Source organism: Catenibacterium sp. (assembly GCF_052354645.1).
Taxonomy (GTDB): domain Bacteria; phylum Bacillota_I; class Bacilli_A; order Erysipelotrichales; family Coprobacillaceae; genus Catenibacterium; species Catenibacterium mitsuoka_A.
In genome coordinates this window covers 5,743-31,349 of the sequence record NZ_DAWDDM010000002.1, presented here as the reverse complement: position 1 = coordinate 31,349, position 25,607 = coordinate 5,743, and the positions used below count along the sequence as shown (strand labels likewise).

Here is a 25,607-nt window from a genome sequence, read left to right as displayed (position 1 = left end):
TCATCGAAGTCTATATCGAGATCCTTCATATATTTCAAGTACTTCTTGGCCTGATTGTTTTCATCAATCATAACCTGTAATTCATTTTTAACACGTGAGATTTTGTTTGCTTCATCAAGACATTCGCAGAAGTAATCATCTGCTTCTACAATATTGATGATCTGAGGCTTTTCTGATGTATTGATATGAATACCATACTTTTCAGCTGCTTCATCCATACGTCCTAATAAATCAGCATAAGGATTATCCTTATTCATGACCTTAAGACCTCTAACTGAATCCACAAACTTTGATGCTGGCTCTGGATGAAATTTTTCTGAATCAACAAGCTTAGATAATACTTCATCACTCATTGTTTCAGGGAATTCTATCTCAACGAGCTGCAATTTTGAGATAGCCATAGTATCCTCCCTTCTATTGTTTCTTATCGAGCGCTTTCTTAATGAAGTTCAATACAATGCCTAATACAAGTACAACAACTAATGGTAAATAAGAGACATGCCAAGTTGTATCTACAGCAATTGCAACATAAGCAGCTACTGCAAGTCCCATGACGATGCCAACGACACCCTTGATAGAGAATACCTTATTAATCATTGATTGTTCGTTATAGATAGCTTTTACTTTACCAATGCAGAACTGTCCTACAATAAGTAAGAGAATCGCATTAATGAAGCGCTGATAACTAAATGCATCTGCAACAGGGATTACTGATGGATAAAGATGAATACTATAGAAAGCATCACCATAAATTAAACCTCCCACAAAAGATGCAATACCAAGAACAGTAATCATCTTTCCTGAAGTTTTCTTTCTCATAAGTAATCCAAGTAATACAAGCACAACACCTAAACCAATATCACCTAGCATTAATGCAAATACTAAGATAAATAGTACTGCAGTGGCTAAAGTAGTATCCACATGATCACTCTGTTTAACTTTAGAGATTGCTTCAAATGGTTTAGCCCATGGATAGTTATTAGTAAGTGTTGGTGCAATAATCTGCTGATCACCATAAATATTTGCAGGCAAGTCCTGATATTCTACGTTGTACTTTTCAAAAGCCTTCTTAATATCTTTAGCGACTCTTACAGGTACAAATCCATAGATAGCATATTTAGATTGATAATCAACAACAAATACTTTGAATTCTTCAATTCTAGCAGCAAAAGTAAGATCAGCAAACATCTTTAATAATTCTTCTTCATGTGCATCTCTAATACCTTCTAAACGGCTGTCTGCTTTACGAATAGAAGCATTCATACTTTCAATTTCTTCTAGTAATTCCTTCTTTGCGTCTTCCATTCTACCATGGACGAAATCAGGAATTTCAATTTCTTCAAAGCCAACTGACTGGAAGATGTTATCTACCTTTAAGATAGCTGCCTTAGTTGTCATATAGAGACAATAAACACTTTTAGCATCTTCACCAAGATCTAAGAACATAATTGACTGTCCTCTATAATAGTCAAGTTTGTCTTTGTTTCTTCTAGGAATACGGCCAAATCTTGCTTCCATATATTCGCATTCTTTAACCTCATCCATATTTAATTCTGTATTAGAAAGACCTTCTAGGATTTCATAAGCAGCCTGGTTCTGTCCACGTTCAGTCACAAATTCTTCTTTAATATCAAGATATTTCTTTGCTTCTTTTGTCACATCATCGAGTGCCTTACGATAATCTTCTTTTGCGAAATGAATAGATCCTTCTTTTACACTTGATGTATCAAGCTTTACATGTTCAGCAAGCTCTTTTAATTCATCAAGCATGTTCTTATAATCCTCATCAGGTGTCATTGTAAATACATCTTTTACGTTATTTACAATCTTTGTTGCTGGCTGAGGATAAAAATACTTTGTTTCTTTTAACTGACATAAAACCTCTTTTAAGTATTTCTTATCAAAGGTCATGTCCAGCAATTCCATTTCTTCTATTGCCATGTTATTCCCCCTAGTAGATAAGCAGCTGGGCTATTTTTTCAGCCTCTTCACCATATCTTAAACCTTCAATGATATGTTTTAGATTTTCAACTTCGTTTTCGAATACAATCAGATATGTCATGTAAACCATGGCAGCATCTGTAGTAAATCTCATATATCTCTTTGCAAGATTATATTTGATCTTATCTGTGTAGTATTCGATATAAACAAATTCCTGATCATCCACATATAACTTGTAAGGTGATGAAGCAAGCTTCTTTAAGAACTCCTCTGCATCTTTTGTTTCAATCAATTCATTCATTACTGATTGTGGAATACGTGAGTAATCCAAGATCAACTGTTTCTTGATTTGTTCAGGCTTAGAATTAAAGAATCGTTTAAATCTATAGATCTTCGTAATATTTTCTAACTCAATCTGAGTATAGATCATAGTAAGTAGATCCTTCTGTTTTTTACCTTTAAATGTAGATTTCACTGTTTCAACGAATAACTTATAGTAAGCACGCTTGAAATCAAGTTCCATCATGTTTGTATCGATCTTCTCATCATCTACAGGCATATATTTCTGTAATATATGGTAATAACGTGTTTTTTCCATATATCTTAATAATGATGGGTAATCTTCAATACTTAATAAGCCATAAAGATCAAACGTTGAATAACGAGGTAGGTATGAAGGTATATCTAATTCAGAATTCAATGTCTCATCACTATTGAATAAACGTACTTTACTCAATAGCACAGCTATTTCACGTCTAATAATACCTAACTGATAAAACTTCTGGTCACCCTTAGGTGCATAATGAATCAATCTAATAGCACGTAAGAATTCTTCTTCATCAAGAAGTGATTCTAACTGTCCTCTATGAATACTTGTTTCTTTCAAGCCTTCAAGAATAGGACCATAAGCTGTTTCACTCTTTAAGTAACTGACAACATCGTTGACAGTTCTTTTCTTTAGAAGTTCATCATAGCTTTCAGGAGTGAGATGTTTACCATACATAGATCTTGCTTTAGCAAGAACTGCATTAGATGAAAAACTCATAATCTCACCTCTAAACTTCTTTACATCTGTCTACGATAGATGCAACCCACTCCTCCTTGTGGGCTTCATAAAGGCTGGTGATCTTCTCAACAGAAGAATTATAATCCTCTTCATTCTTCTTCTTTGTTGCGTCAATTCTTTCCTGTAACTCTTTCTTCTTTGCATCAAGTGTAACCTGATACTCTTTAACGAAAGAATCGTAGATTTCCTTCTTCTTACTGTTCATATCTGCAGTTGTATCCTGTCTCTTCTTTTTGGCATCTTTTACAGCCTGAGCACATCTGTGGTCTACAGCTATGATATCAAGAATCATTTTATCCAATCCACATACCTCCTTCTCTTTGATTCTATAGGATAATACTCCTAAAAATTTTAAAATTCAACCAAAAACACTTCATCGTGATAAAAAAGCATCATCTATATCAAACAGACATATTCAGATATATCAAATGTATATGTATCTTGGTTGATGAATCCATTATACTCTTAATTTTGTAAAGCGTTAACATAATTTTTGTGAAATAACGAACATAATGAATATCTTTTTTAGGAAATAGGCAATATGACCATAAGTCATTTATTTCATACCTATTTTCTGCATTAGTTATACACCTATCGTATGAATGCAACAATAAACAAATATCCATCTTTGTTTAATGTAAGCGTTTCACTTCATTTTGGTATGGCTTTTTTTGTTTATTTTCCTTATTCTTATATATATAGGAGAGAGAAAAATGAAAATTTTGGCGAGTGATTTTGATAATACATTATTTTTTAGTGATGGTGTACACAAGGAAGATGTAGAAGCGATTCGTACATTCCAGAAACAGGGAAATCTATTTGGATTATGTACAGGAAGACAGTTAGAAGGTATTAAATACCCTTTTGGTGGAAATAGAGAGCATCCATTAACTGATATAGACTTTGATTTCTATATTACTTTAAGTGGTGGTGTGATCTTTAATAAGAAAGAAGAAGTTATTTTTGAAAAAGATATTCCTATGAATATAGTAAGAGAAATCTCAGAAGCGATTCCTGTACATATGTCTATTGTATATAAGGATGAGATTTATATGTATCGCCCAGAAGATGAAAGCTGGGGAACTACTATTGATTCTTTGGATGAACTTACATTTAATGATTCAGATGCATTCTCATTTCATTTTCCTGAAGGGGATCTTGAGGATGCGAAAAACGCTATGGATTATATTAATGAACATTATAGTAATACATGTGCGGCATTCCAGAACAAGAATCATGTAGATGTATGTGGTGTAGGATGTTCTAAGGGAACAGGAATTAATCATGTTGTCGATTACTTTAACATTAATGAGAATGATGTCTATGGCATAGGAGATTCATGGAATGATCTTCCTTTATTAGATAGTGTTAAGCATGGTTATACATTTACTTATGCCCCAAATGAACTTAAAGATAAAGCTGAAAAGGTTGTAGGAAGCTTAAGTGAAGCCATTCAGGATATCTTAAAAGAGGATTAATTCCTCTTTTTTTGTTTAATTTCTAAATATTCTAATATTTATCGCATATTATACAAATTTTAACTTATATATAATTGACAGCATTATATGAATATGGTAAATTTTATACAATTCTAATACTATCGGGGAGGAATTTTAAATGATTATTGGTGTTATTGGTCTAGGAACTGTTGGTTTCGGAACTGTAGATATTCTTACAAAAGAAAAAGAAAGATTAGAAAAAACAATTGGGGAAGAAGTAGTCGTTAAGTACGGTTGTGCACTTGAGGATGTAAACCTTCCTGATGGTATTATTTATACACAGGATTATCATGAAGTGATCAATGATGAAGATGTGGATGTTGTAGTAGAACTTATTGGTGGTACTACTATCGCAAAGAAAATCATCTTAGATGCATTAAATAAGAAGAAGCATGTAGTAACTGCAAATAAAGCTCTTATTGCCCATGATGCGAAAGAACTCTTTACTGTTGCTAGAGAAAATGGTGTCAACCTTTATTATGAAGCAAGTGTTGGTGGAGGTATTCCAGTTGTTGTGCCTGCTAAAGAAGATCTAGTCGCAAACAATATTAATAAGATTGAAGGTATCTTAAATGGTACAACTAACTTCATTCTCACTTTAATGGAAAGAGATAATCTTGATTTTGAGGAAGCATTAAAGATTGCTCAGAATCTTGGTTATGTAGAAGCCAATGCTGCACTAGATTTAGATGGTTATGATGCAGCACATAAAATCTATATTCTTACTATGAATGCTTTTGGTACATTCTTTGATTTTGATAAGATCAAATGTACTGGTATTCGTAATGTCACTAAGAAAGATATGGATTATGCAAAGAAGCTTGGTTATAGAATTAAGTTAATTGCGATGAGTAAAAAACTAGAAAATGGTTTAGGTATTGATGTATCTCCTACTCTTGTTCCAATGAGTGAAATTGTAGGTAATGTCATGGATGCTTATAATGTAGTAGAAATTACATGTGATTATCTAGAAAACGTATTATTCTATGGTAAGGGTGCAGGACGTTATGTCACTGCAAGTGCTGTAGTGGCTGATATTATTAAGACAGCTAAGAAAGATGTATGGACACATGATTATGATTATACTGAAAACGTCTATCCTATTACATCTTCTAAGTATTATGTAAGAAGTGAACAGCCATTCAATTTAAATTATGATGAATACTATTCATTTGGTGAAGATCATATTTATATTACTGATAAAGTAGAACTTAAAGATTTAGAAGACGCTTTAAAGGATACTTCAGCAACATATTTCAAAGTAAGAAGCTAAAAGGTGGGATTTAACCCACCTTTTTTAGTATGTTGATATTCTCTTTTGTATATAGATAGAATGATAGGAGAATAAGAAATGTAGAGATAATTGTAAGAACAATAGAAAAAGTATAGGAAATATTATAGAAGACAATATGCACAATAATCATAAAATCTAACATGCATGTAGCAACTTTACCATGCCACACTGCCCCATGTACTTCTCCTGTTTTCCTAATAACAACCATGCCAATACAACTCATGAACAGTTCTTTAATTAGAATACATATAAAAGGAATAACAAGCCATCTAAAGCGTGTCATAAGACATAGGAGTACTACTGCTTGGGTTGCTTTATCCGCCACAGGATCAAGTATTTTACCTAGATCACTCATCATATTAAATGTCCGGGCTATATACCCATCTAACAAATCAGTCAGACCTGATATAACTAATAATATTCCTGTTAAGACATAATCTTTTTGGTTTATATAGGTATATACAATTACCGGCAACAGCAACAATCTAAACATAGATAATATATTAGGTATTGTGAATATATTCTTATTTCTCATTCTATCACTTCCTTATTATTAATACTAAAGTGTATAGCGTGAATTATCAACATAAAAGAGGCAGTTGCCTGCCTCTTTGTATGTTATTTAAGTGTTACATATTTGAATACGTATGGAGTACTTACTGTATTATGAACTAATCCCTTAACGTTCTTAGCCTGTAATGCAGCTGTACCAGTTTGAACAACTGGTATATTTGGCATATCGTCCATCATTACTTTTTCAGCTTCAAGCAATTCATTCCAACGTTTATTTACGTCAGTTTCATTCTGAGCCTGTTTTAATAATGAGTTGTACTGCGCATTTTCCCATTTACCATAGTTGTTTGAGTTACTGCTTGCAAGAACGTTTAAGAAAGTAGTTGGATCAGCATAGTCTGGAGCCCAACGAGTGCAGGCAATCTGGAAGTTACCACTTGCTTCTCTGTTATAGATTCTGTCTTTCTTAACAGTAGCTACCATGTTAACTTTTAAGCCCTTTAACTTAGTAAATGAACCCTGTAAGTATTCTGCGAAAGTATCCATTGGAGATTCATCAGTACCATATAATAAATCAACTGTGATTGTATCAGTACCTAATTCTTTCTTAGCAGCATCTAAGTATTCCTGTGCTTTCTTTACATCATAGTCTACATATTTACCAGATTCTTCACGGAAATCCTTACCTGAAGGACTCTTACATAACTGAGCTGGTACAAAACCAGTAGCTGGCTGTGAACCATCTTTTAAGATGTTATCACATAAATCTTTTCTATTGATTGCATAAGATAATGCATGTCTTAAGTTTTTGTTTGCTGTTGTATCTGCTTTGAAGTTACAGATTAAGTAAGCAAGATATCCTTCTCTGATAGTCTTGAAAGTATCTTTACCTTTATACTTGTCTACTAATGTAGAGTTGATTGTAGCATAATCTACTTTACCATTATCGAAGTTCTGAGCAGCAGTCTTAGGATCCTGTACTAAGTACATTTCTAAGTTCTTAGTCTTAACAGACTTTGCATCATAGTACTTATCATTCTTAGTGAATGTGGCCTTGTTACCCTTGATCCACTTAGTCATCTTATAAGCACCATTACCTAAAATATATTCAGGCTTAGTTGCATAGTTCTTACCACATTTTTCAACGAACTTCTGGTTCTGTGGGAAATAACATGGGAATGACATTAAACCTACAAAATATGGAACATTCTTTTCAAGATCAACGACAACAGTCTTGTCATCAGTTGCTTTAATACCAAGTGTGTTTAACTGTTCATCAGTTGCAGCAGTACCTAAATTAATTAAAGAATCTGCATTCTTAATTGAAGCACCTTCGCTACCTAACATATAAGCATAGTTACCCGCATTCTTGATGATTCTGTGCCATGAATATACGAAATCCTGTGCAGTGACTTTATCACCGTTTGCCCATTTAGCATCTCTTAAATGGAAAGTATATGTTAATCCATTGTTGCTTACATCCCAGCTCTTAGCGATACCAGGGATTGTGTTACCCTTCACATCAACAGTTGTTAAACCGTCTGTGATAGCAGTGATTGCATTGAAAGACATTGCATCATCAACGACTGTGCTGTCCATACCAACGATATCTGTATCATTCGCAAATCTGAATGTATCAGTATCTGTCTTAGAACCACAGCCAGCAAGCATACCTGCAGCAGTAGTTAACGCAAGCAATACCTTTACTGTTTTACCTGTTTTCATTAATTATCCCTCCAAAATTTTATTATTAATGTTAACAGTTGTGTAGTTTACGCTTTACGTCAGATATAGTCAATCGTTTTGTACATTTTCTTTGTAATAGTATTAAAATTTCATTACATTTTAGTGATATCAGAAATATTGTAAATGTTTAATCAAAACGCAAAAAAAGGAGACAGCATTTCTGCTATCTCCCAGGCCACTCTGTTTTGACACAAAGTAGAGGTTATTTTAATTTAACATATTTGAAAGTATATGGAGTTCCTACTGGTACCACTACTAATCCTTTTACGTTCTTAGCCTTTAATGCTGCAGAACCTTTTTCGAATACAGGGATATAAGCTAAGTCATCCATCATAACTTTTTCAGCCTGGATCATTAAATCCCAACGCTTAGTTAAATCTGATTCTTTCTGAATCTGTTCCATTAATGCATCAAACTTAGTATTAGTATATTTACCATAGTTATTTGAGTTATCAGTTGTAGCTAAGTTTAAGTAAGTTGTAGGATCTGCGTAGTCTGGTCCCCAACGAGTACATACAACCTGGAAGTTACCATTTGCTTCTCTGTTGTAGATTCTGTCTTTCTTAACAGTTGCAACCATGTTTACCTTTAAGCCTTTTAACTTAGAGAATGAACCCTGTAAGTATTCAGCCATAGTATCCATTGGTGATTCATCAGTACCATATAATAAATCAATAGTGATTGTATCAGTACCTAATTCTTTTTTAGCTGCATCTAAATATTCCTGAGCTTTCTTCTGATCATAGCTTACATATTTATCTGCATCATCACGGAAATCTTTACCAGCTGGGCTCTTAGATAACTGAGATGGAACGAAACCAGTTGCAGCCATAGAACCATCTTTTAATACGTTTTCACATAAATCTTTTCTATTGATTGCATAAGCTAAAGCTTCTCTTACGTTCTTGTTAGCAATAGTGTTGTTCTTGAAGTTTAACTGTAAGTAGAATAAGTAACCTTCATTGAAAGTAGTGAATGTATCTTTACCTTTATACTTATCTACTAATGTAGAGTTGATTGTTGCATAGTCAACTTTGCCATTGTCAAAGTTCTGTGCAGCAGTCTTAGGATCCTGTACTAGGAACATTTCAAGGTTCTTAGTCTTAACTGCTTTAGCATCATAGTACTTATCGTTCTTAGTGAATGTTGCTTTGTTACCTTTGATCCACTTAGTCATTGTATAAGCACCATTAGATAATGTGTATTCTGGTTTAGTACCATAGTTCTTACCACATTTTTCAACGAACTTTTCGTTCTGTGGGAAGTAGCATGGGAATGCCATTAAGTCTGTGAAATATGGAACTTTGTTTTCAAGTTCTACTACTAAAGTCTTATCATCCTTAGCTGTAACACCAAGAGTAGCCATCTGTTCGTCAGTTGCATTAGCACCTAATTCCATAAGGGCATCTGCATTCTTAACTGAAGCACCTCCGCTACCTAACATATAAGCATAGTTACCAGCATCTTTGATGATCTTACGCCAAGAATAAACGAAGTCATTTGCAGTAACCTTATCACCATTTGTCCATTTTGCATCTCTTAAGTGGAATGTATAAGTCTTACCATCATCACTTACATCCCAACTCTTAGCAATTGCAGGTGCAGTCTTACCTTTTTCATTAACGGCTGTTAAACCATCTGTAATAGCATGAATTGCGTTGAATGACATACCATCATCAACTACTGTAGAATCCATACCCTGGATATCTAATTCACTTGCAAATCTGAATGTATCAGTATCTGTCTTAGAACCACAGCCAGCTAACATTCCTGCAGCAGTTGCAGCGGTAAGCAATACTTTTACTGTTTTACCTGTTTTCATATATTCTCCTCCTGTAGTATTTTGTTTTCTACTATGATGATAAGTTTAGTCTAAAAATTGTATACTGTCAACATAATTTCATACAAATTTTTGTTTTTTAGTGACATTTATTATTTTTATTACTGTATTTACTAAATTTCAAACAAGTGTATCTATTTTTTGGTAACTTTTTATCACTTTAATAATAGATTGTGCTAAATTTTGTACAATATTTTAAATTGTAAAGGACGTATATACAAAAAATGAACAATACAATCCTGTATTGTTCACTTTTTGTGTTTTCTATTTTTTAGCATATTTTGATAGTCCTGCAGGGCATCTGTAGCATAGGATCTTGCATTAGATTCATTGATCTGATTGTAGTATTTTGCCTTATTTGTGACCTTTGTAGAGAATTCTTTCTTATAAGTGGCAATGATACGATAGTCAAACAACTTACTATAATCACTGCTCATTGTGTCATAAGATTCTACAAGGGCATATTCATAAGCATGATATGAACTATGAAGCAATGCCTCTAGTAGAGTTGTAGAAGATGCATGATCTAATTGACTGATATCAAAAGTAATTTCTTTTGATTTATTATTATACTGACAATAGGCATGTGTTAAGTTACTTCCAGCCCCTACTTTGATTCTTGCAGATATTCCGAGATAGTCTCTTTCGTTATTACATATAGTTTGTAATGTATTGAGCTTCTCTTTACGTGTGAGTTTAGACCAGTTATGTAAGCTTTCAAGTGATTTTTCATCATATTTTCTCATATAGACATCTGCATTATTTGTAATCTTTGTAGATGATTGAATGATAGAAGAACCAAGTGAACTACCCATCACCTAAAGGTAATGGGCTTTACGCTCATCTCCTATAAAGTAAAACTTAATACAATGACAAGTGATAAGAGAGAAGCTAAACCAATCACAAGCTGTGATTTTTCTAATAATGAGTTATAGTTTCTTCTTTTTTACAACTAAATAGGCAATCACAATGGATGCAGAAGTCACTGCCCAGCTGATTGGGTAGACAACTAACACCGACTGGAATGTATGGATTCTTGCGAAGGCAATAAAGATCCAGGCAAGTCTTAATGCACATGTGAAGATGATACAGAGTACTGTAGAGATCATTGGATTTCCTAGTCCTCTGAGTGCACCTGACATGATTTCTATAGTCATATTGAGTACTTCAAATGTGACTACAATAGAAATACGGATACAGGCTATTTTCACAATAGCAGGATCTGATGTAAAGATTCCTGCTAGGACTGGTGAGAATGATACGAAGAGTGCACTGATTGCTCCTGTAAAAAGTGCACCAAGTAACATACACCATCTAATAGACTGGATACATCTTTTATAGTTCTTTGCGCCATAGTTTTGTGATGTAAAGGTAATAGCTGCCTGAGCAAATCCTGTAACTAAGAAATAAGAATACATTTCAAAGTTCAAGGCAACAGTAGATGCTGCAACAATATCAGCACCTAAGCTATTAATAGCTGATTGAATGATGATATTAGAAATATTGAACAACATTCCTTGTATTGCAGCAGGAATACCTATAATAAGTATTTCTTTTGTATAGACCCATTCCATCTTCATATTGTCTAATCTAACCTGCAAAGCGCCTTCTTCTTTATACAGAATTCTAAAGAGTAATAAAGAACTAGTTGCATCAGCAATCGTAGTAGCTAAGGCTACACCAGCGACATCTAACTTAAACACAATAACAAATACTAAGTTCAATACAACATTAATAGTACCTGAAATAATTAAACAGTAGAGTGGTCTTTTGGTATCTCCACCTGCTCTTAGTATGGCAGATTCAAAGTTATAGATGGTTAAAAAGAACATCCCTATGAAACATACTCTTAAGTAGAGTACAGCAAGAGGTAGTACTTCTGTTGGTGTGGACATAAGTTCTAGTAGTGGACGGGCAATGATTTCTCCAATAATAGAAACAATAAAACCAGTGATAATAGATAATACAAGTGCAGTATGTATGGCCTGATTGGCTCTATCTTCTCTTTGTGCTCCTAAAAAACGTGAAATAATCACATTAGCTCCTACTGAGAAACCTACAAAGATTGTGATAAATAGATTAGTGATTGGGGCAGTACTCCCTACTGCCGCTAGTGAATGACTTCCTGAAAACTGTCCTACAGTCGCTACATCACAGGAGTTAAATAACTGCTGAATAATACTTGTAGCTGCTAAAGGTAATGCGAATGCAAGGATCTTATCCCATAATGATCCTTCTAATGGATTAATTCTTTTAGCCATAATTTCCCCCTTCTTGCCTATTCTATCTTTAAAGCACGCTTTAAGGTCAATACTTTTCCTACTAGAATACTATACTTATTTATTTTTTATGATGCATTATTCCACAATTAGAAATTATTTTCCTATATAATTAATATGAAAGGAGGTTTCTACTATGAAGAAACTATTTACATTATTATTATCGTGTATGGTAGTGTTTGGTTTAAGTGCATGTACAAACAATAATAAGGATACAGGACAGAGTAATCCTACTAAACAAACTGATACACCAACACAAACGGAAGAATCAATTGATGAAGCATTCTATAAGGATTTTAAAACAGCATTAGAAGAAAGATGGAAAATAGAAGAAAATGATGCAGAACTCACTACAGAAATCTATACTCGTTATGTAGATACTGAACTTAAATATCTAAGCAAGTATGAACGTAAAGAAGATTCATTTAATAATCATGAAATTGGTGAAGCAGCTGAAGATTATGTAGAAGCCTTAGTTGAAGGTAAACAGATGGCTTATCTTATCGATAAGGATAATACTAAATGGCAACACGAGTATGAGGATGAAGTATTCGAAGAAAGTACTGAAGCCATTTATAAGTTGAACGCTATAAAGAAGATTACTTTTGAAAATGAAGAGAACCAGAAGAAGTTTGATCGTCTTGTGAAATATGGTGAAGAATATAGTGAGAGGGATGACTAATGGATAATATTGTCGTATTGAATGATAATGATGGAAATGAATTAGAGTTTGAATATCTTGATTTAATTGAACATAATGAAGAAACATATGTTGTATTGTTACCAGTAGATGAAGAAGCAGATGAGGTAGTGATTTTGAGATGTGAAGAATCAGAGGATGATTCTGATGAAGAAAACTATCGTTCAGTAGATGATGAAGCACTACTTAATGAACTGTTTGAAATCTTTAAAGAAAAGAATGCAGATAAGTTTGATTTTGATTAAGAACGAGGGGCACCTAATGGTGCCCCTTTATTGTGATTCTAATTTTAATAACGCTTCTTTTCTATCAATACCACCTGCATAACCTGTTAAGCTTCCATTACTGCCTAATACTCTATGACAAGGCACTATGATACTAATTCTATTATGTCCTACTGCACCTCCTACTGCCTGTGCAGAGAATCTTTTAACACCTCTTCTTTGTGCTAATATATTTGCTATTTCTCCATAAGTCATTGTATGGCCATAAGGAATATCACATAAAATTTCCCATACTTCTTTTTGAAAGTTTGTACCTATGAAGTGAAGAGGAAAATCAATAGGTGGCTGTTCTTTCTTAAAATAGAGATCAAGCCATTTTTTTACTTTTAGAATAAGTTCTGTATCTTTTTCTTCATAAGGTTCTTTTAATCCTGATGCATAATACTTCTGATTCTCAAACCATAAGCCATATACACCTATTTCATCTGTCGCAATAAGTATATCTCCTAGTGGTGATTGATAGTGTCCAATATGAGTCATAAGAAGTCCTCCATCATCTTCTTAGCAAGCTTATAAGCACCATATTCTGGTGTATGAATTGGTGGATCTATTGTTTCATTTAAAACAGGTAGAATATATTGAGAAGCCTGTTCAAATACGCCTCCTATATAAGAAATACGAGGTGTTGAGTTATATTGTTTTAAGAGTGTTTGTATGAGTGAACGAATTTCTAAGGCTGCCTGTCTATATATTTCTATTGCATAAGGATCTCCCTGATTGGCAGCTAAGCCATTGATATAAGCATAGGATGCAATAGATGTACGATTCAGGCTATTCATAAATGTGATGATATCATAATCAATATCTAGATGACATTCTTCCATAATTAGATCATAAAGAACTGTTTTTTCTAGTCTACCATCTATTTCTTTACAGAATGTATTGAACATCTTCTTCGCAATCCAATAAGCACTGCCCTCATCCCCTAATTGATAACCCCAGCCTCCACAACGTGTGAGCTTATTATTCTTAAGTGATAAGGCAATACTGCCTGTACCTGCAATAACAACAATACCATCATGACCATCTAGTGCACCTTCTATCGCAATTCTTACATCACTTTCTACTACAAAAGATCTAGGGCCAAATGCTTCTTTACAAATATATTCTATTTTATCTCTTAATTCTTTTTGTTGGCCATATCCTGCTAGTCCCACACCAATTATTGCAATATGATCAGGATCTAACTGATTAACACCGTTTCTTAATATTTCAATGGCTTGATCTTGTGGCTGAGTGAGAACATGTACTGTAGGAAGAATCAAATTCTTTAAACGTGTTCCGTCCTCATTAAAGAGAACCATCTTTGTCTTTGTGCCACCACCATCTATACCAATATACAACATTTCTGTTACCTCATAGTTTTAGGGATACTTCCATTGTTTTTTAGTAGAGCTTCTTCGCATTCTTTTTCATCTTTACCTGTTAAACCAGATAGAATCGCAATCTTTACATTGTAGTGACATTTAGTTAATAATTTAATTGATTCTTCCTCAGAACAATCTAAAGATTGTGAGACAATGTTGATGGCTCTTGTTTTAAGTTTTTCATTGGTAGGTTGTAAATCAACCATGAGATTTTTATAGACCTTACCTCTTTTAATCATGACAGATGTAGAAATCATATTTAAAACAAGCTTTTGGGCAGTACCTGCCTTCATTCTCGTAGAACCAGCAATAACTTCTGGACCTGTAATGACTTCAATTGGATAGTGGGAGTATTTTGATATTTCCCCATTGTGAACACAACAGATAGAAACTGTCTGGCATCCTAGTGTGCGCGCATATTCAAGTCCGCCAATGACATAAGGTGTTCTGCCTGATGCTGCAATACCACATACAACATCTTTGTCTGTTAAGTGAATATTCTTTAAGTCCTCCACAGCAAAATCCAGAGAATCTTCTGCACCTTCTATAGCTGCTGTGAGCGCTTCTTTTCCACCTGCGATTAATCCCTGTACTAGACGAGGATCAACACCATATGTAGGAGGACATTCCGAAGCATCTAATATACCTAATCTACCTGATGTACCTGCACCAATATAGATCAATCGACCACCTTTACACATCTGGTAATAAATACAATCAACCGCAATTGATATTTTTGGTAGAACTTCTTTTACAGCTAAAGCCACCTTCTGATCTTCATTGTTAATAGTAGTAAGAATATCTATAGTAGACATTTCATCTATATGTAATGAGTCAGGATTAGACTGTTCTGTATCTAATTGATTTAAGTTCATTGGTGGTTCCTCCTTTCTATTTCATTATAAGCGTGATGAAATGTTATTTCTATAATAAAAGACTCATAGCGAAATATGAGTCTACTTTTTGAGTATAGAGACATTGTCTTTAGAATCTATGAGATTCTTTTTATGTTCTTCAAAGTTGTTCTTAAATACACCGTAATACAATAAGTCAGTTATCACAAATGAAGAGATACGAGAAGAAACAGCACCTATACGCAAAGCTTTTTCTTCACTCGGTACTTTAAGTGAGTAGGTACTTAGTTTAGAGATTGGATTAGAGTTGATCTGTGTTATAGAAATAAATGGTATTTGTTTTTCATGTAACACTCTAGCAACATCTACTAAACCAGTCGTAGAACCTGAGTAACTAATAATTAGCGCTGCATCATTTTGATTCATGCTTTGAGCAAAGGTCATCTGTACATGTAAATCAGCGTTATAGATTACCTTCTTGCCTATACGCATTAACTTCTGGTAGATATCTAAACCAATGACTGATGAACCACCTACACCAAAGAGATAGATAGTAGAAGCATTGTTGAGTAAGTCTATTGATTCTTCTAGTATATCTATGTTTATTAACTGGTATGTTTTTAAGACTGTGTTCATGTTTAATCTACAGCCTTTTTCTACTAATGTACTGATATTATCTTCTGGTTCAAAGATGAGGTCTACTTCTTGTTTTTCTTCTTCTTTAGTAGATTGAGCTAAGTTCATCTTTAAATCACTGAAGCCTTTAAAACCTATTTTCTTTGAGAAACGGATAATAGCAGCTGCAGAGGTATTTGTCTTTTCACCTAGTGCCTGTGCAGAATCCTGTAAAATATCATTTTCTAGTATGTATTCAGCTATAAGCTTTTCTGTTGCAGTATAGCTATCATTGTATTCTTTAATTCTTAAATATGCGTTCATGAGATCACCTCCGATTAACCTTATTATAGCATATAGAAAGAGTTGTTTTGTATAAGAAAATATCCCCTAGAGGGGGGATTGGAAATCATGAGGTTTCCGTACTTGCCATTTTATACTGTCAAAAATTCAGTTTTCAACTTTTTATAGAAAACATCATAATTAAGTTGTTCACATCATTTTAATCAGTGCTTAAAAAGATTACCAAGATTCAACCTATTTCATTGTCCTTCTTATGATTTTTTGTTTATTATTCTTATCAAATTATATTTTCCCTTCAAGAATTAAATATATCACTTTACCATAGAATATAATTCTTTTTACCTTTATGTTTTTTAACTTTTTTCCTCTATTCTTACCCTTTAACATTTTATCCCAATATTCATCTATTTCTTTATTAGTTAAACTATCATCAAATACCTTTGAATACTTTTGGAATTGTTCTTTGAGATCGTCATTAGTCACATTATCGGAATTATTTAGAATAGCAACAGCCATTTTATTCCCAAACATGTTTTTACGTTGTATCCATATCCCTAATTTCTCGTTTGATATATCAACTATACTAGGCGAATCTTTTCCTTCAAGTTTTTTCATACTTACCATATCACTAGTAATATCTGGATCATTAATTTCGTTATATTTATTCAAAAAAGAATTAATACTTGTATCTTTTTTATAAATCAACTTTTCTTTTACCTTTTTCTTAACTCCAAAGAAACTATTTTCTAATATGTCTTTAGTTGTACTTTTCGATTTATTTGTTGTACCGCAGCTTACTAATACCAAACAAAGAAGCAGTATGATTATTTTTTTCACGTTAACACCATCTTTCATTTCACATTGAACTAAGCGTCGCTATCTATACAATTCGTATTTTGCTTTCACATTTAATCCATAACCTATTATTGCACCAACTATATGTGCTATATTTGAAATATTGTTCTGAACTGCAATACCTTCATATGCCTGCTGCCCAATATGCAACCAATATGAATGTGATTAGAATTTCTCCTTCTCTAAAACTAGCAAATGAAGCAAGCATAATAAAGGCGAATACTACTCCACTCTACTTCTTGTTGTTTTTCTTCTTTAGTAGGTTGAGAAACGGATATTAGCTGTTACAGAATCTCGTAATATATAATCACTATTAGCTTTTTGTAGCAGTATAACTATCTATTCTTAAGTATGCATTCATAGGGCTACCACCGATTAACCATATTATAACATATAGAAAGAATTGTTTTGAATATGAAAATATCCCCTGAAGAGGGGATTGAGAACTATTTTAAATAATCTTAATTACATTACTTGTCATCTATCAAATTAAAACTATTGTGCATTTTATGTTTTACTTTCTTAACCATATCTTGATCTAACTTATTCAAAAAAATTTCAAAATCAATTTGTGATTTTGCTTTAATTTCTTTTAGTTTTTTAGCATCCGAAATCTTTCTTTTTGCTTCACTTTTAGGATATCCACCACCAAATGGTTCTGAAAATAATGCTTTGATTGTTTCCTCTAAATTCTTTTCACCTGTATATGTATATTCTTCTCCAAGAGGTAAAGATACTACATTTCCATTATTGATCTGTGCAAATAAATAGGCATCTTTCGCAGTTGGAACATACCCGCATAAAACACCGGGCATACTATTACAAGCAAGCATCATCCCTTGTCCTGAAGAACATCCAGTCACAGCAAAATCAACTATATGACTGTTCATGAGTATTCCAATCAACAATGCAATCTCAACATAAGTATAGTTTTCATCTTCATCTACAAAACATCCAAGATTAATAACTTCTGTATCTTTAGCATATTTCTTGGTATATTTATAAAGCATCTCATTTTTTGATACTTGTGAACTTGCTTGTACAACTGCTATCTTCATTGTTTCCTCCAATAGTGTATCTATGTTAATACTGTATTCGTATTTAATCTGCTTTTTGCATCTTTAGATCACTAAGCCCTTAAAACCTGTTCTCTTTGAGAAACGTATATTAGTTGCTGCAAAATCTTGTAATATATAACTAGTTATTAGCTTTTCTGTAGCAGTATAACTATCTATTTTTAAGTATGCATTCATAGTACTACCACCGATTAACCATATTATAACATATAGAAATAGTTGTTTTGAATATGGAAATACCATAAGCAAAGGACCTAGAATCAACCTAGGTCCTTTACCTTAAAACTCTATTTCATACTTTAAAATACTTTTCTCTTCATTTTGTACTTCACTTAATACAGTTGTATTCCCAGCCATCTTCAAACTTTTCAATATCATATCAAGCTTTGCAGCATCATTTTCTTTTAAACCTGATGTACTGCTTAATTTGATACTTAGTGTCTGATGGTTTATAGGTCCATTAGTATCCATACGCATATCTATTAAGTTTTGAACATTCTGATCATACTTCAGATATCTTACATGAGGTTCAGCTGGATCATGTCCTGGGAAACTATTTTCAGCTTCAATCTCTACTTTATCGTATTGTTTTGATAGTTTATCAACATCAACTGACACTGTACCATCTCCATCTTTAGCTTTTCCGTCTGCTTTTCCATTCCACTTCTTCTTAATAAGTGAAGATTTTTCTCTCATATATGTAACTCTGAATTTTTTTGCACCTAAATCTTGTGCAATCTTCTGTAATTCATTCACACGAGCCTGCTTCAAACGATCAAAATATTCATCTAGCACAATATAGTTATCTTTATCAGTAGGATCTACATAATAGAAATTAACCTCTTCGTAAGGATAGAAATTCAACCCAAACTTATTGACTGAATCTTTAAAGATATTCACCCATCTCTCACCCTTACATGTAGCCCAATATCCAATAGACCCTCTACATACTTCTATATCAAACTTCTTATCTCTTTCTACAATTCTCACAAGTCGTGAATATTGCATACCATTTAAATCTTCAGAGAAGATTGGTTTCAGTCTTTTCAAATCCCATTGACGTTTCATTTCATCCATCTTTACTGCAACATCATGGGCTTTTTCTGATGCAGTATCTCCTAGTTCTTTTGCTTTGCCTACTGCAACATCGCCTAGTTCCTTAGCATGCTTATCTAACTCGGCCTTATCAACAACATCCACTACTTTTTGTTTAGCATCATCAATACCATCTTTTACATTATCAATCACTTTACTGATCTTCATAAGTTCTTCCCTCCTACATACCTTGTTCTTGTCTTATTTGTTTAATTTGATCTTTATAAGTCTTATTATTCTCTTCACTCTTTGCTGGAATAGAATATCTCTGTATATATTCTATCACTTTCTTTTGCTCCTCTAATACTCTAATCGTATGATTGATTTTATTTACTTTCTCTTCTATTACAGTTTCCTGTTTCACTCCTTCTAAAATCAGTTTGATTTCCTTTAAATCAAAACCCATTTCCTTATACCATAAGACTTCCCATAGTCTTTCCATTGTCTCATCATCATAGAGTCTATAATTATTCTTTGAGCGCTTAACAGGTAATATACCTTCATCATCATAATATTGTAATGTACGCTTACTCACTCCTGATAACTTACTCACTTCTTCAATCTTTTTAAACACTTTTCACATCCTCATAACTTGAGGATACGCTATCACGTAAACGTGATAGCAATACCCACACTACGAATCTCCTTTCCATTAGAGAAGATGTAAATTTCGCGTATTTAAAAAGATGATGATCGTATCATCACCAATGCTTTTATATCTGTTTGATTCGTTGTATGATTAATGAAGAGGTGATTTCAATGAAGCATATCTACAACAAGCTAATTAGAGATCGTATTCCTGAAATCATAGAAAATGATCATAAGACTTATGCAACAAGAATACTCAATGATGAAGAGTATCTCAAATGTTTAAAAAGCAAGTTATTAGAGGAATGTCATGAAGTAATAGATGCTGAAGGTGAAGATATTAAGAAAGAGATAGCTGATGTATTAGAAGTATTAGAAGCATTAGAGAATACACTTCATATTGATCATCAAGAAGTACTTTCTATCAAACAAAAGAAGGCACGTAGTAACGGTGCCTTTGATAAGAAAATCTATCTAGAATATGTAGAGGATTCCTATGAATAAGTATATACAGGATTGGCTTGACGTAATTGAGTATATGAATAATGATAATACATATAAGTTAGCCTGGGGACGTGCTATTCTTGAGAATGTTTATACACTTAATCACATTGAAGAAAACAATGTAATTACTTTTGATGCAATAGCTCATAAGATGGTGAAGTATTACTGGAATCAGACATTCTTCTTTAATCTAAGACAAGGATCAAACATTAAAAAGAAACCTATCATTGTTCAACAGGTTGATTTACTAATTGACAAGTATAAAGAATTAACAGGGTCTTCTATTCCTATCTGGTTTGATAAAGCTGAAGAAGAGCTTAATAAGGAACAAGACTTCTATAAGAATGTATTGAAGAAGTGTGCAAGAAAGTTAAAAGATGATGTATCCTGGCGTTTTATGAATGTGAATAAAGAGAAAAAGAATCTTTATGTACTCAATAAGGATTATCTCTACATCTCCATCAACAAAGAGCAGGTATTGTTGCTGAAAGAGTATGGTTTTGTCTTATCACAATTACTCAATTATAAATGGGCACAGTTATTAGAGAAGTTCAATAATGCGCCACGTATTACATCTAAGGTAAAGGGTATCTCTGATAATCAGATTAGAAGAAATAACCTTACAAAATATAAAAACATATTACTAGAGAATATGAATAAACCGATTGATTTCTATACAGGTGATGAATTAGATATGGATGATATTAGTGTAGATCATGTGATTCCTTGGTCATTCATGTATAGTGATGATATCTGGAATCTTGTACTCACTTCTAAGAGTCATAATTCTTCTAAATCAAATCATATTCCTAGTAAAGAAGTCATTGAACAATTAAATCAAAGAAATAAAGCTCTTATTGAAACTATCAATAATAGTAAATATAAGGAAGAACTTAATATTGCGATTATGAACAACTATGTAGATAAGTTCTATCTCTCAATGAAACTATAATTTTTTCTAGTTTTTTGAATTTTATTGAATTTGAATAAAGAGTTTTCTACAATAATCATAGAGGAACTTAATTGATATTAAGCGCACCCCTTTAAAAAAAGCCTATTGAGATGCTCATCTCGCCAGGCTTTTTTAGTTTGTATAACATAATATTTATAAGGGGTTTTAATTAAAGTTTTTTTATTTGGTTTTTTGTATTAATTTGCATTGATATCAGGAATTTAATAGTATACTTATAGAATGTTTTTTTCATAATATATTTTCCTTTTTGTCTGGCCTGTCTATTCATTAGACAGGCTCTTTTTCTTGTATACATTCAAGTAAATCTACAACTTCCCTATCATATTGTTGCTAAGTCCGTGCTACTTGCCCATACTGGATTAGCAGTATTTACGATCACATCTGCTTATCCGTTGCCATCATATACATCTCATAAATCTTGGCTTTCTTCTTGGTGTGAATGACCATTGGCTTATCGTCCATTTTTTGAATTGTGACACCAGTGCTGTCACAATCTCTTTTTTACTATTTTAACGAGAAATTCCTATATTCCAAGCAACTTATAAGACTAATTTATACAAAGTTGACCAACACTTTGCAGCTTTGTCAAAAAAATGGATATGCAACAATATCATTGCGAACTACCCCGACTTACGCTTCACTTAGAAGTCAGGAATTCTTGCTCACGACGTATTAAAGTTCTATGAATAGTGCCTCAACAAGAATATTACGAAACCACAGTTTCCTCCACCAACTATCATGTAAACTTGAGTTGACATATGTTCTTTTCCTAGGAAATAAAAAAGCCCCGATTGGGGCTATACATCAATTTTCTAATAATGATGTAGAAGATGACATCGCAAAGACAAATGTTGAACCATTATGAATAAGTGATGTTGTACTTGCTGGTAAGATACCAAACATACCTAATAGAATCAATCCTGTGTTCAATGTAACTATTTTTCTATAGTTGCTTTTTATACGTTTCATTAATAATGCTGATAATTGTTTAAATACGACAATTTCTTCTAATGATGAAGATGTCAATGTGACATCTGCAAGTTCTCTCGCAATATCTGAACTATCCTGTAAAGAGATAGAGACATCTGCACAAGATAAGGCTGGAGTATCATTGACACCATCACCTACCATAACAACCTTATGTCCTTCATCTCTTAATTTTTTGACATAGTTTGCTTTATCTTCAGGTAATACGCCTGCTAAGTAACCATCAATATTAAGTTCTTCCGCAATATGCTTAGCTGCATTCTCACTATCACCTGTCAACATAATGATATTCTTAAAACCACTACTTCTTAGATTCATAATAGTTTCTTTTGCTTCTGGTTTAAGTGGATCATAAATAGAAATAATACCTGCGAGTTCTCCTCCTATTGCGAGGAATATCAAAGAACTGGCACCTTCACTTTGTAAGTTATTAATAAGTGTTTCTATTTCTTCTGTTTTAGCAATATGTTCATCTTCAAATACAAAATGATCACTACCAATGACAGCACGTTGATCACGATAAATAGTCGCAATACCATGCGCAATAATATACTTCACTTCAGCATGTTCTTCTTCATGATGTAATTGTTCGAGTGATGCCTGTTTTACTATCGCATTTGCTACACTATGTGGGAAGTGTTCTTCTAAACAAGCTGCAATACGTAATACTTCTTCACGTGTATAGTTTCCTAATGGTGTCACTTTCTGGACAAATGGCTGAGCATTTGTAAGGGTCCCTGTTTTATCAAAGACAATTGTATCTGCCTGATCCATTGCTTCTAGGTATTTACCACCCTTAACCATAACAGAATGACGACCTGCTTCCTGCATTGCACTAATTATAGAAATAGATGTAGAAAGTTTGATAGCACATGAATAATCTACAAGCAATACAGAAGATGCACGTGTCAAACTTCTTGTGGCAAGAAGTAATCCAAAGAAAGCTACAAAGCTATAAGGTACAATCGCATCTGCAAGATGTTCAGCACCAGATTGGATACCAGCTTTAAGTGATTCGTTTGTATCAATCATATCTACAATCTTATTAATACGACTTTCTAATTGTAGATTTCTTACCTTGATATAAATCTTTCCTTCTTCTACAACAGTCCCTGCAAAGACAGAACTTCCTTGTTTAACCATCTTACTTAAAGGTTCACCAGTAAAGCTTGATTCATTGATCATGGCTTCACCATTCATCACTTCACCATCTACTGGTACCATAGAACCTGTCTGTACAACGACAATATCTTCTTTCTGTAAATGAGTTGTAGGAATCTGTTTTTCTTTTCCTTCTTCTAATACCCATACTTTATCAATATTAACAGACAATGTTTCTTTAAGCTGTAATGATGTTGTTTTCTTTGTATAGTCTTCAAGTAATGAAGAGATATTCAATAGGAACATGATATTACGTGCTGTATTCCATTGTCCTGATAATAAAGAAACAGAAATACTAGTGGCATCAAGCACTGGTACATCAATGCGTTTATGTACAAGAGAATCAAGTCCTTCTTTTACATACTGGATGGTATGATAAATGGTTAATATGTTTCTTATTGGTAATGGCAGAAACCATTTAGAGGCATATCTTCTAACAATAATACCAGTAAATTTTCCAATGTATTGATCGTTGATATCACGGTGATCTATAAGATATTTGTTTTCTTTAATGAGTTTTTCATAGAGTGTGTCATCAAAGTGAGGGATATCTAAAGAGTTGATTTTGTCAATCAAAGCATCTCTTTGATCAACACTATAAGTGAACAAAATAGAACCTGTTCTTTCATTGACATCAGCTGATTCAACCATATCCCATTTACATAATGCGAAGTGTAAGGCCAGTGCCTTATTTCTAGAAAAGCGATAACGTCCATAACGTATTCTCATACGTCCTGGTATGTCATGTACAATCTGATACTCTAACATTCTCTTATCACCTAAAAAATAGGAAATGACTATTTCCTATTTTGCTTCTTTCTTGCTTTTAGCTTCAGCATAGATATCTTTTGCGTCTTCTACAATTGTATCATATGATGCAAGTGCCTGATCCTTTAACTGCATACCAGTAGCAACTGATTTTACAGCTGCATTTCTTGCGCAATCGCTCTTTACGAACTTACTACCTGCCACTGTAGCGGCTACACCACCTACAAATGACCATAATAATTTGTTTTTAAATAAGTCTTTCATATTCTTTTCCTCCTCTGTTAGTCCTAACTAACAAAATTATAATAACACTATAGAGAAGGTTTGTGAACAAAAATGTTAGAGTTTGTTAGAGAAGCATAACCAAGGTACCAGATACTATTAGTATTAATCCAAGTAATGATTTCTTAGAGAGTTTCTCATGAAAAATAAGATAAGAGAATAATACAGTAAAAAGAATACTAAGCTTATCTATAGGAGTGACTAAACTTGCTGGTCCACTTTGCAGGGCATGATAGAAGCATAGCCATGAACCTCCTGTTGCAAATCCTGACAACACAATAAAGAGATATTCTTTCTTAGGAATACTTTTCATATTCATTTGACTATGTGTTACAAGGACCACAATCCAGCTCATAATAAGTACAACACTTGTACGAATAGCTGTTCCTAAATTACTTTCAATATTTGTGATTCCTATCTTACCAAGTATAGTCGTCAAACTTGCAAAAATAACTGAAAGCACAGCATAAAGTAACCAGGCATTATTTGTCTGTTTATTATCTTCCTTTTTTTCTACCATTAAATATGTACCTGTTGTAAGAATGATTATACCTATGATTTTATAGACTGTGACGCTTTCTTTAAAGAAGAGAAAAGAAAGAATAATAGTCAATACGACACTTGTCTTATCTACAGCCGTAACTTTATTGATATTACCTAGCTGTAATGCCTTAAAGTAACATAACCAGCTCGCTCCAGTTGATATTCCTGAAAGAATTAAGAATAGAAATGTCTTATGAGTAATTGTATGAATAGAAGAGAATGATCCAACTATTCCTACCATGATCCATGAGAAGATAAGTACCACAATTGTACGTAATGCTGTGGCTAAGTGAGAGTTTGTATGTTCAATACCACATTTCGCAAATACTGCAGTTAAACCTGCAAAAAAGGCAGAACCAAATGCGTATAGAATCCACATGAAAAAAGCCTCCTTATAATACTATTATAGGAGGCTAAAATGAATTTGTTTAGAATTCTTTGATTGCTTTGATTACATCTTCTACAGTTAAATGG

General features: G+C 33.2%; 25 protein-coding genes and 1 pseudogene. 6 read left to right on the top strand and 20 right to left on the bottom strand.

The features are described 5' to 3' along the window. The 4 genes and pseudogenes from ACT8VG_RS00340 to ACT8VG_RS00325 form a co-directional block, all read right to left on the bottom strand. Positions 1 to 401: pseudogene (locus ACT8VG_RS00340) on the bottom strand (V-type ATP synthase subunit I); the annotation flags it as partial. Between the two features lie 13 nt (positions 402 to 414). Further along, positions 415 to 1,941, bottom strand: a complete 1,527-nt coding sequence (locus ACT8VG_RS00335; protein ID WP_278243619.1) for a V-type ATPase 116kDa subunit family protein — start codon at positions 1,939 to 1,941, stop codon at positions 415 to 417. A 10-nt stretch (positions 1,942 to 1,951) separates the two neighbouring features. Further along, positions 1,952 to 2,986 (bottom strand): V0D/AC39 family V-type ATPase subunit, encoded by a 1,035-nt coding sequence (locus tag ACT8VG_RS00330; RefSeq protein WP_022425821.1) that lies wholly within the window; start codon positions 2,984 to 2,986, stop codon positions 1,952 to 1,954. A 10-nt stretch (positions 2,987 to 2,996) separates the two neighbouring features. Then, positions 2,997 to 3,299 (bottom strand): hypothetical protein, encoded by a 303-nt coding sequence (locus tag ACT8VG_RS00325; RefSeq protein ID WP_187012230.1) that lies wholly within the window; start codon positions 3,297 to 3,299, stop codon positions 2,997 to 2,999. A gap of 421 nt (positions 3,300 to 3,720) precedes the next feature. On the opposite strand from ACT8VG_RS00325, the gene ACT8VG_RS00320 reads away from it, so the two are divergent. Both ACT8VG_RS00320 and ACT8VG_RS00315 read left to right on the top strand, forming a co-directional pair. Further along, complete coding sequence (locus ACT8VG_RS00320) at positions 3,721 to 4,485, top strand: HAD-IIB family hydrolase (RefSeq protein WP_440252165.1); 765 nt, start codon at positions 3,721 to 3,723, stop codon at positions 4,483 to 4,485. Positions 4,486 to 4,624: 139 nt separating this feature from the next. After that, the gene (locus tag ACT8VG_RS00315; protein ID WP_440252166.1) at positions 4,625 to 5,779 is read left to right on the top strand and encodes a homoserine dehydrogenase; all 1,155 of its coding nucleotides are present in this window, start codon (positions 4,625 to 4,627) and stop codon (positions 5,777 to 5,779) included. Between the two features lie 10 nt (positions 5,780 to 5,789). Here ACT8VG_RS00315 and ACT8VG_RS00310 read toward each other — a convergent pair whose 3' ends face one another. From ACT8VG_RS00310 to ACT8VG_RS00290, 5 genes are all read right to left on the bottom strand, one after another. After that, a complete protein-coding gene (locus tag ACT8VG_RS00310; RefSeq protein WP_440252167.1) occupies positions 5,790 to 6,335 on the bottom strand; it encodes a CDP-alcohol phosphatidyltransferase family protein in 546 nt (181 codons plus the stop codon). An 83-nt stretch (positions 6,336 to 6,418) separates the two neighbouring features. After that, entirely contained in the window at positions 6,419 to 8,038 is a 1,620-nt protein-coding gene (locus tag ACT8VG_RS00305) for a peptide ABC transporter substrate-binding protein (RefSeq protein ID WP_288686893.1), read from the bottom strand. Positions 8,039 to 8,261: 223 nt separating this feature from the next. Then, complete coding sequence (locus ACT8VG_RS00300) at positions 8,262 to 9,881, bottom strand: peptide ABC transporter substrate-binding protein (RefSeq protein ID WP_444194980.1); 1,620 nt, start codon at positions 9,879 to 9,881, stop codon at positions 8,262 to 8,264. Positions 9,882 to 10,147: 266 nt separating this feature from the next. Continuing rightward, the gene (locus ACT8VG_RS00295) at positions 10,148 to 10,714 is read right to left on the bottom strand and encodes a hypothetical protein (protein ID WP_444194979.1); all 567 of its coding nucleotides are present in this window, start codon (positions 10,712 to 10,714) and stop codon (positions 10,148 to 10,150) included. 114 nt (positions 10,715 to 10,828) lie between these two features. Beyond that, positions 10,829 to 12,160 (bottom strand): MATE family efflux transporter, encoded by a 1,332-nt coding sequence (locus ACT8VG_RS00290; protein ID WP_226793601.1) that lies wholly within the window; start codon positions 12,158 to 12,160, stop codon positions 10,829 to 10,831. A gap of 154 nt (positions 12,161 to 12,314) precedes the next feature. Here ACT8VG_RS00290 and ACT8VG_RS00285 point away from each other — a divergent pair, with 154 nt between their 5' ends. Next, on the top strand, positions 12,315 to 12,860 hold the full coding sequence (locus ACT8VG_RS00285; protein ID WP_217106508.1) for a hypothetical protein: 546 nt from the start codon (positions 12,315 to 12,317) through the stop codon (positions 12,858 to 12,860). Then, complete coding sequence (locus ACT8VG_RS00280; protein WP_195920465.1) at positions 12,860 to 13,123, top strand: DUF1292 domain-containing protein; 264 nt, start codon at positions 12,860 to 12,862, stop codon at positions 13,121 to 13,123. The genes ACT8VG_RS00285 and ACT8VG_RS00280 overlap by 1 nt, the downstream gene beginning before the upstream one ends. A 27-nt stretch (positions 13,124 to 13,150) precedes the next feature. Here the strand turns inward: ACT8VG_RS00280 and ACT8VG_RS00275 are convergent, their stop codons facing one another. From ACT8VG_RS00275 to ACT8VG_RS00240, 8 genes are all read right to left on the bottom strand, one after another. Continuing rightward, positions 13,151 to 13,642: a methylated-DNA--[protein]-cysteine S-methyltransferase gene (locus ACT8VG_RS00275; protein WP_217106509.1), complete on the bottom strand. Its 492-nt coding sequence runs from the start codon at positions 13,640 to 13,642 to the stop codon at positions 13,151 to 13,153. Next, a complete protein-coding gene (locus tag ACT8VG_RS00270) occupies positions 13,639 to 14,508 on the bottom strand; it encodes an N-acetylglucosamine kinase (RefSeq protein WP_195920467.1) in 870 nt (289 codons plus the stop codon). Before ACT8VG_RS00270 ends, ACT8VG_RS00275 begins: the two co-directional genes overlap by 4 nt. Before the next feature lie 5 nt (positions 14,509 to 14,513). After that, entirely contained in the window at positions 14,514 to 15,404 is an 891-nt protein-coding gene (gene murQ, locus ACT8VG_RS00265) for an N-acetylmuramic acid 6-phosphate etherase (RefSeq protein WP_418220799.1), read from the bottom strand. 81 nt (positions 15,405 to 15,485) lie between these two features. Then, positions 15,486 to 16,322: a MurR/RpiR family transcriptional regulator gene (locus ACT8VG_RS00260; RefSeq protein ID WP_440252562.1), complete on the bottom strand. Its 837-nt coding sequence runs from the start codon at positions 16,320 to 16,322 to the stop codon at positions 15,486 to 15,488. A 261-nt stretch (positions 16,323 to 16,583) separates the two neighbouring features. Beyond that, positions 16,584 to 17,156: a hypothetical protein gene (locus tag ACT8VG_RS00255; protein WP_217106513.1), complete on the bottom strand. Its 573-nt coding sequence runs from the start codon at positions 17,154 to 17,156 to the stop codon at positions 16,584 to 16,586. A 470-nt stretch (positions 17,157 to 17,626) separates the two neighbouring features. Next, complete coding sequence (locus tag ACT8VG_RS00250; protein ID WP_217106514.1) at positions 17,627 to 18,214, bottom strand: RpiB/LacA/LacB family sugar-phosphate isomerase; 588 nt, start codon at positions 18,212 to 18,214, stop codon at positions 17,627 to 17,629. Positions 18,215 to 18,511: 297 nt separating this feature from the next. Continuing rightward, a complete protein-coding gene (locus ACT8VG_RS00245) occupies positions 18,512 to 19,495 on the bottom strand; it encodes a hypothetical protein (protein WP_217106515.1) in 984 nt (327 codons plus the stop codon). 13 nt (positions 19,496 to 19,508) lie between these two features. Then, the gene (locus tag ACT8VG_RS00240) at positions 19,509 to 19,901 is read right to left on the bottom strand and encodes a MerR family transcriptional regulator (protein WP_217106516.1); all 393 of its coding nucleotides are present in this window, start codon (positions 19,899 to 19,901) and stop codon (positions 19,509 to 19,511) included. Positions 19,902 to 20,062: 161 nt separating this feature from the next. On the opposite strand from ACT8VG_RS00240, the gene ACT8VG_RS00235 reads away from it, so the two are divergent. Together ACT8VG_RS00235 and ACT8VG_RS00230 are read left to right on the top strand one after the other, a co-directional pair. Beyond that, the gene (locus tag ACT8VG_RS00235; protein ID WP_226793604.1) at positions 20,063 to 20,419 is read left to right on the top strand and encodes a nucleoside triphosphate pyrophosphohydrolase; all 357 of its coding nucleotides are present in this window, start codon (positions 20,063 to 20,065) and stop codon (positions 20,417 to 20,419) included. Continuing rightward, positions 20,412 to 21,371 (top strand): HNH endonuclease domain-containing protein, encoded by a 960-nt coding sequence (locus tag ACT8VG_RS00230; RefSeq protein ID WP_217106518.1) that lies wholly within the window; start codon positions 20,412 to 20,414, stop codon positions 21,369 to 21,371. The genes ACT8VG_RS00235 and ACT8VG_RS00230 overlap by 8 nt, the downstream gene beginning before the upstream one ends. An 825-nt stretch (positions 21,372 to 22,196) precedes the next feature. On the opposite strand, the gene ACT8VG_RS00225 is transcribed toward ACT8VG_RS00230, so the two are convergent. The 3 genes from ACT8VG_RS00225 to ACT8VG_RS00215 form a co-directional block, all read right to left on the bottom strand. Next, a complete protein-coding gene (locus tag ACT8VG_RS00225) occupies positions 22,197 to 24,308 on the bottom strand; it encodes a heavy metal translocating P-type ATPase (RefSeq protein ID WP_217106519.1) in 2,112 nt (703 codons plus the stop codon). Positions 24,309 to 24,344: 36 nt separating this feature from the next. Next, on the bottom strand, positions 24,345 to 24,572 hold the full coding sequence (locus ACT8VG_RS00220) for a DUF6110 family protein (protein WP_117458622.1): 228 nt from the start codon (positions 24,570 to 24,572) through the stop codon (positions 24,345 to 24,347). Positions 24,573 to 24,657: 85 nt separating this feature from the next. After that, on the bottom strand, positions 24,658 to 25,512 hold the full coding sequence (locus ACT8VG_RS00215) for an EamA family transporter (protein ID WP_217106520.1): 855 nt from the start codon (positions 25,510 to 25,512) through the stop codon (positions 24,658 to 24,660). Positions 25,513 to 25,607 lie beyond the last annotated feature (95 nt).

Excerpts from the sequence above, each read along its gene's own strand:
- ACT8VG_RS00335 (WP_278243619.1), bottom strand. The coding sequence starts at position 1,941 with ATGGCAATAGAAGAAATGGAATTGCTGGACATGACCTTTGATAAGAAA.
- ACT8VG_RS00330 (WP_022425821.1), bottom strand. The coding sequence starts at position 2,986 with ATGAGTTTTTCATCTAATGCAGTTCTTGCTAAAGCAAGATCTATGTAT.
- ACT8VG_RS00325 (WP_187012230.1), bottom strand. The coding sequence starts at position 3,299 with ATGATTCTTGATATCATAGCTGTAGACCACAGATGTGCTCAGGCTGTA.
- ACT8VG_RS00320 (WP_440252165.1), top strand. The coding sequence starts at position 3,721 with ATGAAAATTTTGGCGAGTGATTTTGATAATACATTATTTTTTAGTGAT.
- ACT8VG_RS00315 (WP_440252166.1), top strand. The coding sequence starts at position 4,625 with ATGATTATTGGTGTTATTGGTCTAGGAACTGTTGGTTTCGGAACTGTA.
- ACT8VG_RS00310 (WP_440252167.1), bottom strand. The coding sequence starts at position 6,335 with ATGAGAAATAAGAATATATTCACAATACCTAATATATTATCTATGTTT.
- ACT8VG_RS00305 (WP_288686893.1), bottom strand. The coding sequence starts at position 8,038 with ATGAAAACAGGTAAAACAGTAAAGGTATTGCTTGCGTTAACTACTGCT.
- ACT8VG_RS00300 (WP_444194980.1), bottom strand. The coding sequence starts at position 9,881 with ATGAAAACAGGTAAAACAGTAAAAGTATTGCTTACCGCTGCAACTGCT.
- ACT8VG_RS00295 (WP_444194979.1), bottom strand. The coding sequence starts at position 10,714 with ATGGGTAGTTCACTTGGTTCTTCTATCATTCAATCATCTACAAAGATT.
- ACT8VG_RS00290 (WP_226793601.1), bottom strand. The coding sequence starts at position 12,160 with ATGGCTAAAAGAATTAATCCATTAGAAGGATCATTATGGGATAAGATC.
- ACT8VG_RS00285 (WP_217106508.1), top strand. The coding sequence starts at position 12,315 with ATGAAGAAACTATTTACATTATTATTATCGTGTATGGTAGTGTTTGGT.
- ACT8VG_RS00280 (WP_195920465.1), top strand. The coding sequence starts at position 12,860 with ATGGATAATATTGTCGTATTGAATGATAATGATGGAAATGAATTAGAG.
- ACT8VG_RS00275 (WP_217106509.1), bottom strand. The coding sequence starts at position 13,642 with ATGACTCATATTGGACACTATCAATCACCACTAGGAGATATACTTATT.
- ACT8VG_RS00270 (WP_195920467.1), bottom strand. The coding sequence starts at position 14,508 with ATGTTGTATATTGGTATAGATGGTGGTGGCACAAAGACAAAGATGGTT.
- murQ (WP_418220799.1), bottom strand. The coding sequence starts at position 15,404 with ATGAACTTAAATCAATTAGATACAGAACAGTCTAATCCTGACTCATTA.
- ACT8VG_RS00260 (WP_440252562.1), bottom strand. The coding sequence starts at position 16,322 with ATGAACGCATATTTAAGAATTAAAGAATACAATGATAGCTATACTGCA.
- ACT8VG_RS00255 (WP_217106513.1), bottom strand. The coding sequence starts at position 17,156 with ATGAAAGATGGTGTTAACGTGAAAAAAATAATCATACTGCTTCTTTGT.
- ACT8VG_RS00250 (WP_217106514.1), bottom strand. The coding sequence starts at position 18,214 with ATGAAGATAGCAGTTGTACAAGCAAGTTCACAAGTATCAAAAAATGAG.
- ACT8VG_RS00245 (WP_217106515.1), bottom strand. The coding sequence starts at position 19,495 with ATGAAGATCAGTAAAGTGATTGATAATGTAAAAGATGGTATTGATGAT.
- ACT8VG_RS00235 (WP_226793604.1), top strand. The coding sequence starts at position 20,063 with ATGATTAATGAAGAGGTGATTTCAATGAAGCATATCTACAACAAGCTA.
- ACT8VG_RS00230 (WP_217106518.1), top strand. The coding sequence starts at position 20,412 with ATGAATAAGTATATACAGGATTGGCTTGACGTAATTGAGTATATGAAT.
- ACT8VG_RS00225 (WP_217106519.1), bottom strand. The coding sequence starts at position 24,308 with ATGTTAGAGTATCAGATTGTACATGACATACCAGGACGTATGAGAATA.
- ACT8VG_RS00220 (WP_117458622.1), bottom strand. The coding sequence starts at position 24,572 with ATGAAAGACTTATTTAAAAACAAATTATTATGGTCATTTGTAGGTGGT.
- ACT8VG_RS00215 (WP_217106520.1), bottom strand. The coding sequence starts at position 25,512 with ATGTGGATTCTATACGCATTTGGTTCTGCCTTTTTTGCAGGTTTAACT.